Annotated in this window: 19 protein-coding genes and 1 pseudogene; 3 read left to right on the forward strand and 17 right to left on the reverse strand. The window is 38.4% G+C overall.

Annotated elements, in window-relative coordinates; genetic code table 11:
- Positions 1-28: 28 nt before the first annotated feature.
- Positions 29-1,732 carry a dihydroxy-acid dehydratase gene (gene ilvD / locus HMPREF2853_RS03265; protein WP_000137380.1) on the reverse strand — a complete coding sequence of 568 codons (1,704 nt, stop codon included), beginning with the start codon at positions 1,730-1,732 and terminating at the stop codon, positions 29-31.
- A gap of 220 nt (positions 1,733-1,952) precedes the next feature.
- On the opposite strand from ilvD, the gene rpmF reads away from it, so the two are divergent.
- Together rpmF and rpmG are read left to right on the forward strand one after the other, a co-directional pair.
- Positions 1,953-2,135, forward strand: a complete 183-nt coding sequence (gene rpmF, locus HMPREF2853_RS03270; protein ID WP_000290417.1) for a 50S ribosomal protein L32 — start codon at positions 1,953-1,955, stop codon at positions 2,133-2,135.
- A gap of 15 nt (positions 2,136-2,150) precedes the next feature.
- Complete coding sequence (gene rpmG / locus HMPREF2853_RS03275; RefSeq protein WP_001265622.1) at positions 2,151-2,300, forward strand: 50S ribosomal protein L33; 150 nt, start codon at positions 2,151-2,153, stop codon at positions 2,298-2,300.
- A gap of 448 nt (positions 2,301-2,748) precedes the next feature.
- On the opposite strand, the gene HMPREF2853_RS03280 is transcribed toward rpmG, so the two are convergent.
- From HMPREF2853_RS03280 to HMPREF2853_RS03300, 6 genes and pseudogenes are all read right to left on the reverse strand, one after another.
- A complete protein-coding gene (locus HMPREF2853_RS03280) occupies positions 2,749-3,798 on the reverse strand; it encodes a DUF389 domain-containing protein (protein ID WP_000126416.1) in 1,050 nt (349 codons plus the stop codon).
- Complete coding sequence (locus HMPREF2853_RS03285; RefSeq protein ID WP_001253404.1) at positions 3,795-4,118, reverse strand: potassium channel family protein; 324 nt, start codon at positions 4,116-4,118, stop codon at positions 3,795-3,797. The genes HMPREF2853_RS03280 and HMPREF2853_RS03285 overlap by 4 nt, the downstream gene beginning before the upstream one ends.
- Positions 4,119-4,131: 13 nt before the next feature.
- Positions 4,132-4,473 carry a hypothetical protein gene (locus HMPREF2853_RS03290; RefSeq protein ID WP_000397556.1) on the reverse strand — a complete coding sequence of 114 codons (342 nt, stop codon included), beginning with the start codon at positions 4,471-4,473 and terminating at the stop codon, positions 4,132-4,134.
- Positions 4,455-4,700: pseudogene (locus HMPREF2853_RS09670) on the reverse strand (TMEM175 family protein); the annotation flags it as partial. The pseudogene HMPREF2853_RS09670 and the gene HMPREF2853_RS03290, both read right to left, overlap by 19 nt.
- 398 nt (positions 4,701-5,098) lie before the next feature.
- Positions 5,099-5,437 carry a Cd(II)/Zn(II)-sensing metalloregulatory transcriptional regulator CadX gene (gene cadX / locus HMPREF2853_RS03295; RefSeq protein WP_000711083.1) on the reverse strand — a complete coding sequence of 113 codons (339 nt, stop codon included), beginning with the start codon at positions 5,435-5,437 and terminating at the stop codon, positions 5,099-5,101.
- Between the two features lie 11 nt (positions 5,438-5,448).
- Positions 5,449-6,063, reverse strand: coding sequence for a CadD family cadmium resistance transporter (locus HMPREF2853_RS03300; protein WP_000250556.1), 615 nt, complete (start codon positions 6,061-6,063; stop codon positions 5,449-5,451).
- Between the two features lie 28 nt (positions 6,064-6,091).
- Between HMPREF2853_RS03300 and HMPREF2853_RS10175 the strand changes: the two genes are divergently transcribed.
- Complete coding sequence (locus HMPREF2853_RS10175) at positions 6,092-6,277, forward strand: hypothetical protein (protein ID WP_009013804.1); 186 nt, start codon at positions 6,092-6,094, stop codon at positions 6,275-6,277.
- A gap of 286 nt (positions 6,278-6,563) precedes the next feature.
- Here the strand turns inward: HMPREF2853_RS10175 and HMPREF2853_RS03305 are convergent, their stop codons facing one another.
- The 10 genes from HMPREF2853_RS03305 to HMPREF2853_RS03350 all read right to left on the reverse strand — a co-directional run.
- The gene (locus HMPREF2853_RS03305) at positions 6,564-6,776 is read right to left on the reverse strand and encodes a hypothetical protein (protein ID WP_000710706.1); all 213 of its coding nucleotides are present in this window, start codon (positions 6,774-6,776) and stop codon (positions 6,564-6,566) included.
- A gap of 66 nt (positions 6,777-6,842) precedes the next feature.
- Positions 6,843-7,034, reverse strand: a complete 192-nt coding sequence (locus HMPREF2853_RS03310) for a hypothetical protein (protein WP_000177340.1) — start codon at positions 7,032-7,034, stop codon at positions 6,843-6,845.
- Positions 7,035-7,256: a hypothetical protein gene (locus HMPREF2853_RS03315; RefSeq protein ID WP_070534845.1), complete on the reverse strand. Its 222-nt coding sequence runs from the start codon at positions 7,254-7,256 to the stop codon at positions 7,035-7,037.
- Positions 7,257-7,369: 113 nt separating this feature from the next.
- On the reverse strand, positions 7,370-7,597 hold the full coding sequence (locus tag HMPREF2853_RS03320) for a hypothetical protein (RefSeq protein ID WP_009013763.1): 228 nt from the start codon (positions 7,595-7,597) through the stop codon (positions 7,370-7,372).
- Between the two features lie 72 nt (positions 7,598-7,669).
- On the reverse strand, positions 7,670-7,885 hold the full coding sequence (locus tag HMPREF2853_RS03325) for a hypothetical protein (RefSeq protein WP_000043341.1): 216 nt from the start codon (positions 7,883-7,885) through the stop codon (positions 7,670-7,672).
- Positions 7,886-7,960: 75 nt separating this feature from the next.
- Positions 7,961-8,143 carry a hypothetical protein gene (locus HMPREF2853_RS03330; protein WP_000780387.1) on the reverse strand — a complete coding sequence of 61 codons (183 nt, stop codon included), beginning with the start codon at positions 8,141-8,143 and terminating at the stop codon, positions 7,961-7,963.
- Positions 8,144-8,760: 617 nt separating this feature from the next.
- Positions 8,761-9,372, reverse strand: coding sequence for a 30S ribosomal protein S4 (gene rpsD / locus HMPREF2853_RS03335; RefSeq protein ID WP_000092756.1), 612 nt, complete (start codon positions 9,370-9,372; stop codon positions 8,761-8,763).
- 201 nt (positions 9,373-9,573) lie between these two features.
- Complete coding sequence (locus tag HMPREF2853_RS03340) at positions 9,574-10,608, reverse strand: sensor histidine kinase (RefSeq protein ID WP_049550130.1); 1,035 nt, start codon at positions 10,606-10,608, stop codon at positions 9,574-9,576.
- The gene (locus HMPREF2853_RS03345) at positions 10,605-11,303 is read right to left on the reverse strand and encodes a response regulator transcription factor (protein WP_070534847.1); all 699 of its coding nucleotides are present in this window, start codon (positions 11,301-11,303) and stop codon (positions 10,605-10,607) included. The genes HMPREF2853_RS03340 and HMPREF2853_RS03345 overlap by 4 nt, the downstream gene beginning before the upstream one ends.
- An 80-nt stretch (positions 11,304-11,383) precedes the next feature.
- Positions 11,384-12,604 (reverse strand): SSURE domain-containing protein (locus tag HMPREF2853_RS03350; protein WP_186821123.1); only part of this gene is annotated, 1,221 nt, incomplete at its 5' end.

Raw genomic sequence — 12,604 nt, forward strand, 5'->3', positions numbered from 1 at the left:
TTGAATTTGATTTTCGAAGAGTATGAGTTTATTTTTTACCTGACTTGTCCATATTCCAGAAGTCTGTCACGGCTCCGCGAGAAGCGGATGATACGATATGGGCATATTTACCGAGGACACCACGGCTGTAAAGTGGTGGCAAGGTTGTTTCTGCCTTACGTTTTTCAAGTTCTTCTTCGGATACGGCCATGGAAATTTCTTTGGTATCTTGGTCAACTGTAACGATATCCCCTGTACGGAGGTAAGCAATTGGTCCACCATCCTGAGCTTCAGGAGCGATATGTCCGACAACCAGACCATATGTACCACCAGAGAAACGGCCGTCTGTCAAGAGAGCAACCTTGTCTCCCTGACCTTTACCAACGATCATGGATGAAAGGGATAGCATCTCAGGCATACCAGGACCACCCTTAGGTCCAACGAAACGAACAACGACAACATCGCCATCAACGATTTCGTCTGTCAAGACAGCCTGGATAGCATCTTCTTCTGAGTCAAAGACCTTAGCTGGTCCAACGTGGCGACGCACTTTCACACCTGATACCTTAGCTACCGCACCATCAGGAGCAAGGTTCCCGTTCAAGATGATAAGCGGACCGTCTGCACGTTTTGGATTTTCAAGTGGCATAATAACTTTTTGACCTGGTGTGAGATCTGCAAAGTCAGCCAAGTTCTCAGCGACTGTCTTACCAGTACATGTGATGCGGTCGCCATGAAGGAAACCATTTGCCAAGAGGTATTTCATAACCGCAGGGACACCACCGACTTCGTAGAGGTCTTGAAAGACATACTGACCAGATGGTTTCAAGTCAGCCAAGTGAGGCACGCGCTCTTGGATCGTATTGAAGTCCTCAAGTGACAAGTCAACATTAGCCGCATGGGCAATGGCAAGCAAGTGAAGAGTGGCATTTGTAGAACCACCGAGAGCCATAGTTACAGTGATGGCATCTTCAAAAGCTTCACGAGTCAAGATATCTGATGGTTTGAGACCAAGCTCCAGCATCTTGACAACAGCACGTCCTGCTGCTTCGATATCTTCTTTCTTGTCAGCTGATTCAGCTGGATGAGATGAAGATCCTGGCAAACTCATACCGAGAACTTCGATAGCAGTTGCCATGGTATTAGCTGTATACATACCACCACAGCCACCAGGGCCAGGGCAGGCATTACATTCGAGACGTTTCACGTCCTCAGCTGTCATGTCACCATGGTTCCATTTTCCGATACCCTCAAAGACAGAAACCAAGTCAATGTCTTTGCCATCAAGATTTCCCGGTGCAATAGTACCACCATAGGCGAAAATAGCTGGAATATCCATATTGGCAATGGCAATCATAGAACCAGGCATGTTCTTGTCACAGCCACCGATAGCGACAAAGGCATCCACGTTGTGACCACCCATCGCAGCCTCAATAGAGTCCGCGATGATGTCACGAGATGTTAGAGAGAAACGCATACCAGGCGTTCCCATGGCGATCCCGTCTGCTACGGTAATGGTTCCAAACTGAACAGGCCAAGCGCCCGCAGATTTGACACCTTCTTTAGCCAATTTCCCAAAATCATGCAAGTGAATGTTACATGGTGTATTTTCCGCCCAAGTTGAAATCACTCCCACAATCGGTGTTTCAAAGTCCTTATCTGTCATTCCAGTGGCACGAAGCATGGCACGGTTTGGTGATTTCACCATACTGTCATAAACGCTACTGCGGTGACGTGTATCTAATTCTGTCATTTGTTCCCTCCCATTTCAGTTTTTACCATTATAGCACAATTTCCGCATGAAGAACAGAATAAAATTCTTGAATTTTCAGAAAATTTCGATTACTAGCTTCTAATTTTTTTATCTTTTTTTGTCAAGTAACTTTACTTTACAAAAAAAATGTGTTATCCTAGTATGGTTGATGAAAATCACTAGATTGAATCGAATTTAAATACCTAAAGGAGAAAAGAAAATGGCAGTACCTGCACGTCGCACCTCAAAAGCGAAGAAAAACAAACGTCGTACACACTACAAAGTAACAGCTCCATCTGTAAACTTTGACGAAACTACTGGAGATTACTCACGTTCTCACCGCGTATCACTTAAAGGATACTACAAAGGACGTAAAATCGCTAAAGCTGCATCAGCTGAATAATAGAAGGGAGATACCATGCGCGTAAATATCACACTTGAACACAAAGAATCTGGTGAACGCTTGTACCTTACTTCTAAAAACAAACGTAACACTCCAGACCGTCTTCAATTGAAGAAATACTCACCAAAACTTCGCAAGCACGTAGTGTTTACAGAAGTTAAGTAGGGGTTCAATACGAATCAATACATAAGAAAAACGCTGATTTAAAGCGTTTTTTCTTTTTGCCAAATGCGATATATTGCACTGTATTTCAATCCAAACTCTACCTTTTTCTCTACCTTTTTTCTTAAGACCTGGTTTGGAAAGTATGAATTTCAGTTGGACTAAAAACAGCGTAATATCAAGACTTTTCTCCGCTTTTATAAAAGCGTTTTTCCAATCAAATTCAACTAATTTTATCTAAATGGTGTGGATTTTACCCCCAAAATTACAGAGAATGGAGCTGATAAACACTAAACGTTCACACCATTAGTTAAATGATTTTTTTCATCATTTTTCTTAGATGATAGAACTTCTAATTTATTTCTTATTCAAGCAAAAACAACCTGCTATAAGTAAGAAAGAGGAAGATACAAGAAAAACACGGCGTAAAAACCGATTCAGTTCATTGTCCTCAATCCTTGTCTGCTTCATTTTCTTTTACGAGATCGTTTTGTGAATCTTTTTCAGAGAGTTTTTGATCAATATACTTGTCAATGTTTTCATAAAATTCCTTGGTCGCTTCACTATCTAATGTTGGCGAGTTCTGAACTTGATTCACTTTCAATTGAACAGATTGAATACCGTAAGAGGCTTGTTTTTGGTGGAGTGTTTCTAATTCTTCTTCTGAAATCGGATCTCCAACAACCGTCAAGACCAATTCATTGTTACTTGACTTGTAGACTTGATTAATAACCGTATAATTGGCGAACTCTTTTCCTACAAACTGTTTGATCCCTTCTTTGCGCGCTTGTTCTATTGTCAGAGTAACTGCCGAATAGCTAGCTGGAAGAATCAACAATACAATCAAAGAAATCAAGCCAATTCTCATTTTAATGCTCAGCTCTTTAAATGAAGTTAAAGGAGATTTTCTCATCAAAATTCTTGTTCCAACAATGTTGGCTAGCATGATAAAGACACAGTTGATCAAGAAAAGATAGAGAGCCCCCAATAAAAATCGTACATTCCCATTAGCTAAACCATAGCCAGCAGTACAGATAGGCGGCATCAAAGCTGTAGCAATGGCTACTCCTGGCACGATATTGTTTGCTTCTTTTTTCCTTGAACCGATCACACCAGCAATCCCACCAGCAATAGCAATGAGAACATCCCAAATGGTTGGAGAGGTTCGTGCGATCAACTCGCTACTTGCATAAGACAAGGGAGAAATCCAGAAATACAGAGTCGAGACAAGCAAACTGACCAACACTTGAGTCAATAAAACCTCTAGAGATTGCTTGATTAAACGCGTATCAAAAATAGCTAAACCGAATCCCAGTCCAACAATCGGTGTCATGAGAGGTGAAATTAACATGGCTCCAATAATAACAGCTGTTGAATTCATATTTAGACCGATAGAGGCAATAAAAATTGCACACATCAAAATCGCTGTATCTCTCAATCGAACATGAAGGTCATCGTATAATTTCTCACGGTATTCCCGTGTTGAATAATTGGCAGTCATTTGTCCTCTCCTCTTTCCTTATTTAAATCGGTATAATAATTAATAATAACAGCTGATAAACAGCCAAAAAATATGAGCCCATAAATCGTCAAGAAGACACTGGTAATCCTTCCAATCAAGGTCACAGCTAGGAGATCCCCGTAGCCGACAGTCGTCGAAGTCACAAAAGCATACCAAAGACCGTCTCCGTAATTTGTGATAGCAGGTTCAACTAGGAAAAGCACGCCTCCTGACCCAAAAACAAAGGTCACAAAACTCAGAGCAAACCGAGTAAAACCCGTAACCTGTATAATATGCCATAACATTTTTAAACGTCTCATTTGTTCTCCTTATTCATACTAGCTCCTGACCGAGCCGTTTTTTCCAATAATCAAAGTGAAGATAGGACATGATCTCCATCAGAGAAAGATAGACAAACTGATAGATCTGATTTAAGCTGATTATCAACTGATATTGTTTGAAAAATGACTGGAAGAAAGACCAGATATGACTGTCTTGAATCAGTCCCTTCTTAACATCAGACAGGATATTAGCTAAAGCTCCCAAGGACTGAAACGGTAAATCCTTGACATTTATATAGATCCGGTCCACCACATCATTCAGACTGGTATCTTGGATGGCATGAAATTCTCCAAAGAGAACTCCTGCCGCTCCAAGAGTAGAAACAAATTCCACCAAATAATTTCTGAGGAAATTTTCTCAACCTTTTCCCATAATGTGTTTAGTGCCATCCATAACGATCCCAACCAGAAAAAGGAAAGAAAATAAGCAAAGAAATTTTGCCGTAAATCCCAAAAAGCTTGAAGACTTGGTGTCGTTGGTTTTTCTAACTCTAAAATCAAAATGGTCATAATAATTGCTAGAACAGCATCTGTCAATGCAATTAATCTATCTTTCTTCATCAGATTACGTTGCCTTTCATTTTGTAGTATTCTATCTCATCGTATAATATTTATTAATCTTAAATATTGGATAGTCACTTCATATTTTGAGTACAAACAAGATACACTAAAAAGCATGTATCTGTCATATTTTATTTAACTTTAGAAATATTCATCCATCTAATCAATAAATATATCATATTTCACAATAAATGACTACTATCAAAGATACATTTTCTTTCAGATTTCTCCCTTTTAAACTTGGCTAACTTGACCTGCATTACCTAGGTCGCTTTGCTTTAAATTATACTTTTTTCTTAAAGATTTGCTACGAGTAGTCTTTCATGTGAGTAATTTTTATCAAAAAATTTCATAGATAAGTCCTATATATAATCATGATAAAGTAGTAAAAATAGTTGTTATCCTAGTTGATTAAAAAAGTCTTTGATTTCCTCATCTTTTATAAAATAATATATAATTTTCCCCTCTCTTCTAGTATCCAAGATGTTTTGATTGGCTAGTTTACGAAGATGGTGGGAGGCAGATGCCATACTGAGATTTAGTAAACAGGCTATATCACAGACACAGAGTTCTTCAACAGCAAGGAGATAAAAGATGATATTTATCTGTTTATTATCGGTAAACTTTGATAAAATACGAAGTGATTTTTGGACTTTTTCCTTTTCAAGGTAGTTCGTTGCGGTTGTAACATTTTGCTGATTTATAATATTCACTTGGCAGATACTATCTTTTTTCATAATTTTTTCTCCTAGCCGAACACAGTCCTTAGCATGTTAAAGCTGTTGTTTTCAATCAGGATATACATCCCCAGTCCTAAATAAACAACGGCAATAAACCATCTGCTATATTTTTCCAAAGTTTCTCCAACAGAAGGGACTTGTGCCAATTTTTGGGCAGAAAAAACCAAGAGATAAATCATGACTAGAAAGGTAAGTAAAGCCACTATCAAATTCGCTAAATTTAAGGTAATAAAATATGGGACAAAAACACCAATATTGTCAGCACCACAACTTGCAAAAGTAATCATAGCGACTAGAAAAATCAGGTTTTTATTATCTTTGCGCAAACCATCTTTTGCAATAGCTTCTCCATCAGAATCTCCTAAAAGCAAAACTTTGAGTCCTAGGAAAATTGGAATCAAACCGAGCAAACCTAAAATCTCTTTACTAGGAATATAATTTAAGACAAATGCAAAAAGTAAACTTAGCAATATTAGACTAACAGAGCCTAGAAATTGTCCTAAATAGATGTTAATGATGTCTTTTCTGCTTTTTCTTTTGGCAAAAAATAACATTAGGATAATAAGTAAGTCTACGGCTGTCCCAGAATACAGGATTATTGAAGTAACAACATTTTGAACCATAAAGCACCTCATTCAAATATATTTTTGAATGTATTTTAACATTAAACTTTGTAGATGTCAACTTCAGCTCCATCAAAATATAGATAAGAAGGTAGTGTCCCAAACATTAAAAAGCCCTGCCATCGAAATGATAGCAGGGCTTAACTTCAATATCCAGATGATATATTTATCTAAAAAAGGTAGAGTAAAAGGTAGAGTTTTTATTGATTTGTAGTGCGATATAATGAGTTTCCAAAAATCAAAAATCGCTTAAAATCAATATTTTGACATCTATTGACGTGTACTGAAACCCTTACTTAACCTCTGTAAGGATATAATTACGGTACCAGTATATCATAAATAATAACAAAATCTTGACTTTCCGAAAAATAAGTATTTTCCGGAAAAATATCGAAATTAAATCAAAACTAAAAATATCTCATACATTTGAACTGCACCCCAAAAGTTAGACAGAAAAAATCTAACTTTTGGGGTGCAGTTCATCAAAGGTGCTTTTCATTTTAAAAAACTTGTGGAAAAACTTCATCCCATATATCTACTAAGCTTTTCCCGTCAAATACTTTAGCTTCCATAGCTTCATCAATTGTATCAAACTGCTGACCTTCATAATCATAACCAACTACACATATACTCGATAAAAAGCAAGCACCTCGGCTATTATAATTAAATTCAAGATCTTTGTCTAAATATTTTTTAATTTCATCCTTTTTCATATAGGACCATCCCAACTAAAACAATCTCAACAAACAAGATTTTTTCCTTAGATTCTATTCCCACTACTAGCTTTCTATGATGCTGACGATTTCATCTTCAAAATATTCATAAAGAGTTCCATCAACATCTACCAGCAAGGAGTCAATCTCCTCGTCATTGTCAGAGGCGTCACAATAGTCTTCTACAAATCCTCTAACTACCGCGCCATTTTTTAACGTGATAATTACATCTGTACGGTTAAATTTCCAGAGTGTCATTTAAATATTCCTTTCAATATTGGCTAATTGCTTTGCTTTTTCGTAGTAAGGTGTTAAGAAATCGATAAAACCTTGTTTGTCGCTTGGATCATGTTCCTCTAAAAATATCATCAACTCAAAGTCATTGAGAGCGTTAAACGTAAAGGAAAAATCCCAAAAATTATCAATCTGACCACTGACTGTTTGCTGGAGCATGTCTAATACTTGTTGACTATAACCCATTACCCTTCCCCTCCTAATAAGAACGTTGTAGCATATTGAGCTACGTTCCAAAAATTTAACAGACAAAATCTAATTTTTGGGGTGCAGTTCATTCATCAAAGATGATTTTTATTTTAATAATACTGCACTTCAATTCCATCCATAATTTCTACTAAAGTGTTATCGTCAATTTTTAGAGAAATCAGATCAATGAATGATGATACCTGGTATTCCTTATCTCCAATCACCACTACAATATCATGAACAGAATTAGGAAAAATCCCACATACTTGACCATTATAATCAAAAGAGGCATCCCAACCATTGTCATATAACTCTTGTAAATCATCTAATATTGCCATATAAACTAAATCCTTTTCCATAGTGTTTTCTTTCAAATAAGGCAGGTAAAAGCACCTAGATTGTTCTAAGTCCTATGAGATTGTTTTAATCGAGACAATCTCACTCTCAAAGAGAGAAATTTCAGTAGCTTCATCTGGACTAGGATTAGCAATGAGAATAGTGATTTCATCTTGCTCATCATTGTCCATTTCGTCAACAAAGTCTATGACACGTCCCTTGATTATCTTATCGCAATTAGTGACTATCTGAACCCTTGATCGAAGATACTTCCAAAGCTGTTTACTCATTTATTTTCCTCTCTGCTATTTTTTCGATAGTTCTTATACTTTTTATAGTTAGTCGATAAAATCGCCTAGGTTGAACTAAGCACTAATAATTTTGATTTTCTTGATAATATCTTCAGGATATGAGCGATCACCTATAACTATTTCGTCAGGACCATCTAAATCATAACCGTCAAACCAATCAACCACCCTACCCTTGATGGAGGTCCCATCTTCTAAAATAAGGCGAACATTTTTATCAACATATTCCCATAATTTCATTAAGTTCCTTCTCTCTAACATCGGAACAATATGACCCAATATTAGTTATTTACTAATGGCTTTTAGTTCCTGTTAAAAGCATTATAGCACACCTTACTTGCTAAAGTACAACAAGCACCCCATTAGACTAACCTGCTACTTTGCTTTCTTGTAAAAATGTTGTATACTTAAGTAAATAAAGGAAGTAATCTTGTTCCCCCCTGTCTACTATGTGGTCGGAATGATGGTTACTTCTTTTTTCCCCCTTACTATCTCAATAGCCTTGTATTTAAAAGTTTTTTAGGCTATAATTAAATTAACGAATAGAGGTTTTCCATCTCCCCTTGAAACAGATCTTTCTGCGGTAGGAGGTGGGACGCCTCTATTTGTTTTTTAAGTCAAAATGATGTAAAATTAATTCAAGAAAGAAGTGTGGTTTTCCCGCCTAAAAGCTCTATAGCTGTGGGAGGGTCACGCTTCTTTTTACCTCTCAAAAGAGAACGCAAAAAAAGCCGTCTCATTCTTTGAAGCAGCAATGAAATCAATCTAGCAAATATCTAAGCAAACCCAGAAATCAACCTTTTAAGACAAAGCAAAAAGCCCACTGTTGTAGGCTTTCTGTAAGATATTTCTTAAAATTAAAGCATCTTGTTGTAGAATTCAACGACAAGTGCTTCGTTGATTTCTGGGTTGATTTCGTCGCGTTCTGGCAAGCGAGTCAATGAACCTTCCAATTTTTCAGCATCGAATGATACGAATGCTGGACGTCCAAGAGTAGCTTCTACTGCTTCAAGGATTGCTGGAACTTTCAATGATTTTTCACGAACTGAGATTACTTGACCTGGAGTTACACGGTATGATGGGATATCAACGCGTTTTCCGTCAACAAGGATGTGACCGTGGTTTACGAATTGACGAGCTTGACGACGAGTAGTCGCAAGACCAAGACGGTAAACAACGTTATCCAAACGACGTTCCAAAAGAAGCATGAAGTTGAAACCTAGGATTCCGCCTTTGATTTTTGTAGCTTGTACGAACAAGTTACGGAATTGTTTTTCACCTACACCGTAAGTGAAACGAAGTTTTTGTTTTTCAGCCAATTGCAAACCGTATTCTGACAATTTAGAACGGTTGTTTGGTCCGTGTTGTCCTGGTACGTAGTTACGACGTGCCAATTCTTTACCTGTACCTGTAAGTGAAAGGCCAAGGCGACGAGCTTGTTTCCAAGATGGTCCTGTATAACGTGACATATGTATGTCCTCCTGATATAAATAATATTTGGCGGAAATAGTCACTTAGAAAGCCCTGATTCGTGCAGATGCCCTTCGCCTAAACAGCCAAGGTTACTTGTCATAAGACACCTGTTGACGAGCTTCATGCTTTCCTGCTGCTATTTCACACAAAGGCTATTATACCATGAAAAGCTAGATATGTAAAGGGATTTTACAGCTTTATTTCAAATTGAGGCTGAATGTAAATTTGCTTCCTAAGCCATATTGACTTTCTGCTGTGATTTCGCCACCAAGCTGATGGGCTAGTTCGCGTGCAATCGCAAGTCCTAATCCATGTCCACCTGTCTTCATATTGCGCGAAGTTTCTACACGATAAAGTCGTTTAAAGATCTTTTCCAAATCCTCAGGAAGGATTCCCTGACCCTCGTCTTTCACACTGATTCTCAGCTCTTGTTCTGTTAATTGGGCAAGAACCTCGATTCTGGTTCCTGGTTCTGAATATTTAAAGGCATTGTTTAACAAATTGACCAGAATGCGAGAAAGTTTGTCAGAATGGCTCTTGATTTTCGCCGACTCAGGTGATACTTGAATGTAAACATCTCGCTCCTCTTGTTCAATCTGGAGTTGAAATTCACTCATTGACTCAATCAACAGCTGATCTAAAAAGACCTCTTCGACTTCTTCATCAGCAGTATCTTGAGGTTGGGTGTTAAGAGTCAGAACATCCAATTCCTCCACTAGCTTGTTTAGACGCTCGGTTTGCCGACCAATCGTGGTTAAGTAGTGGAGCCGCTCCTCTTCCTTGATCACTCCATCTAGAATTCCCTCCACAGTAACCTGAATGGAGGTAATGGGAGTTTTAATATCGTGAGAGAGCTGCGCAATCATCATTCTCTTTTCTTGCTCGCTCTCATCAAGTGATTGAAAGGTAGCTTGCAAATTGTGAGACATGTCATTAAAAGCCTGGCCCAGCTCTTGAAATTCTAATGGTCCTTTGGTTTCGATTTCTGTGCTGAAATCCTTGCTTGCTATATCCTGAGCTTGTTTTTTCAAATGTTTCAGAGAAGAGAACACAGGCGACAAAAGAAAGATGCTCACTGCAGCGCCAATGAAACTAGCAATCAAGGTCATTCCAACGAGAAAGTAAACTTCACTTTTCTCAATCAACATTCGTTGGACTGCCCAAAAAACGACCAAAATCGTTAGTAGAGTCGACACTAGATACCCCACTAGAATATAGTTTTTTAATTTCATTTTCTACCTCTTGGTTTTTCCATCTTATAGCCCAAACCCCAGACAGTTTTGATAGCAGGAGCATTTGAATTTGTATACTTAGTCAACTCTTGCCTCAAAGCATGGATATGAACATTGAGTGTATTGGTATCATCCACATAGTCCTCTTGCCATACCTTCTCGTAAAGTTCCGTCTTTGAAAAGACTCTCTCAGGATTGCTGGCTAATACCCATAGAAGTTCAAAGGATTTTACTGTCAATTCCAAAGGTTGATCCCCAATGCGAACCTCATGAGTCACATGGTTGATTACCAAGTCACCAAACTCGATCTGTTCTGTCTCTCTTCCACGGCTAAGGCGACGCAAGATATTATTTACTCTTAAAACCAATTCGCGTGGGCTAAAGGGTTTGACTATAAAATCATCTGCCCCCAAACTTAATCCATAAATCTTATCCTGCTCGCTTGTCTTAGCAGTTGTAAAGAGGAAGGGTTGATCCGGAGCGATATACTGAACTTCACTGATAAAATCATAGCCATCCATATTGGGCATCATAATATCTGTGATAATGAGATCGATAGATTTTTTTCTGAAAAGCTCTAAGCCCTCCTTACCATCATGGGCGATCAAAACGTCATAACCAGCCTGTAAAAGATAGCGGTTTTGAATATCTAGAATATCTATCTCATCATCAACCAGCAAAATTGTCTTTTTCATCTGACACTCCTTCGATAAAAACAGTGTTATACTTACTTTAGTATAACACTATTTTCTCTAATGTTTAAGTGATTTGAATCTTAATCTTCTCGTTTGGTTGTCAAACCCAAAAGTCCAACAAGACCTGCCAAGGCTAGACCAAAGATACCAAGCCCAGCTGTAGCTGTTTTAGCTTCCCCAGTATTTGGTAACATCGCTTTATCATCTCTTTTCATCATATTAGCCATTGGGCTAGAATCTGGTTGATCTACTTTCATATCTGACATATGGTGATTTGTACCCATCATACCCTCAGTCGTACCTGTAGAGCCTGTTTCAGAAGGCTTCGTATTCATCTGACCTTGTTGAGATGGTATTGTCGCCATTTCTTTTCCACGAAGCTGAATCGTTACTTGACGAGTAGCAATCAGATTGGTCAAATCAGGTTTGCCATCTTTAGATCCATAGACTTTAACAGTAGCTAGATATGTATGGGTTCCGTTAGCTCGAAGTTGATCCAGCAAGGCCTGACCATCTTTGCCAACCGTATTGCCATTCAAATCCACTTCGTAGAAATATTGACCTTTAGTCAAGCCTTCAAGTGGCAATAGAGCAGGATTTTTAGCTGTTCCATTGTCTGACCATGGAGCTTTGTCTGAGGCTTTTAACAAGAGGCGAGTCAACATACCATCTCCACCAAAAGCTTCGTATGGAATAACTTGGTTGACACCGGCCAAGAATGGACCTGGGAAATTAGCTTTTTCAAGGTAGCTAGCTGGAACATCAATCATGTCTTTGACATTGTTAACAACAGACTCTTTGACCTGATTTGGTGTGGTCAAGCCATTCAAGTTAACATCCAAATCTTTAGTCGCTACCAGATTAGTTAAGTCAGGCTTGCCATCTTTCGCACCGTACACTTTGATGGTTGCCTTATAACTTTGAGTGCCGTTTTGTTTCAAGAGGTCAAGCAGCTCTTTATCAGATTTTCCTTGGGTACCTGCTAAATCCACTTCATAGAAGTAAAGGCCTTTGCCCAATTTTTCTACTGGTGGGAGAGCGGGATTTTTAGCCGTTCCATTGTCTGACCATGGAGCTTTGTCTGAAGCTTTCAAGATAAGACGAGTTAACATGCCGTCACCAGCGAAGAATTCATATGGAATGACTTGATTGACACCAGCTGTGAATGGACCTGGGAAGTTGGCTTTGTCAAGGTAGCTAGCTGGGACATCTACTGTGTCTTTGGTGTTGTTAGCCACACCTTTTTGGACTTCAGCTGGGGGGGTTAAACCATTCAAATTAACAGTCAAATCTTTAGTCGC

The sequence above is a fragment of the Streptococcus sp. HMSC077F03 genome, from assembly GCF_001812375.1.
Taxonomy (GTDB): Bacteria; Bacillota; Bacilli; order Lactobacillales; family Streptococcaceae; genus Streptococcus; species Streptococcus oralis_S.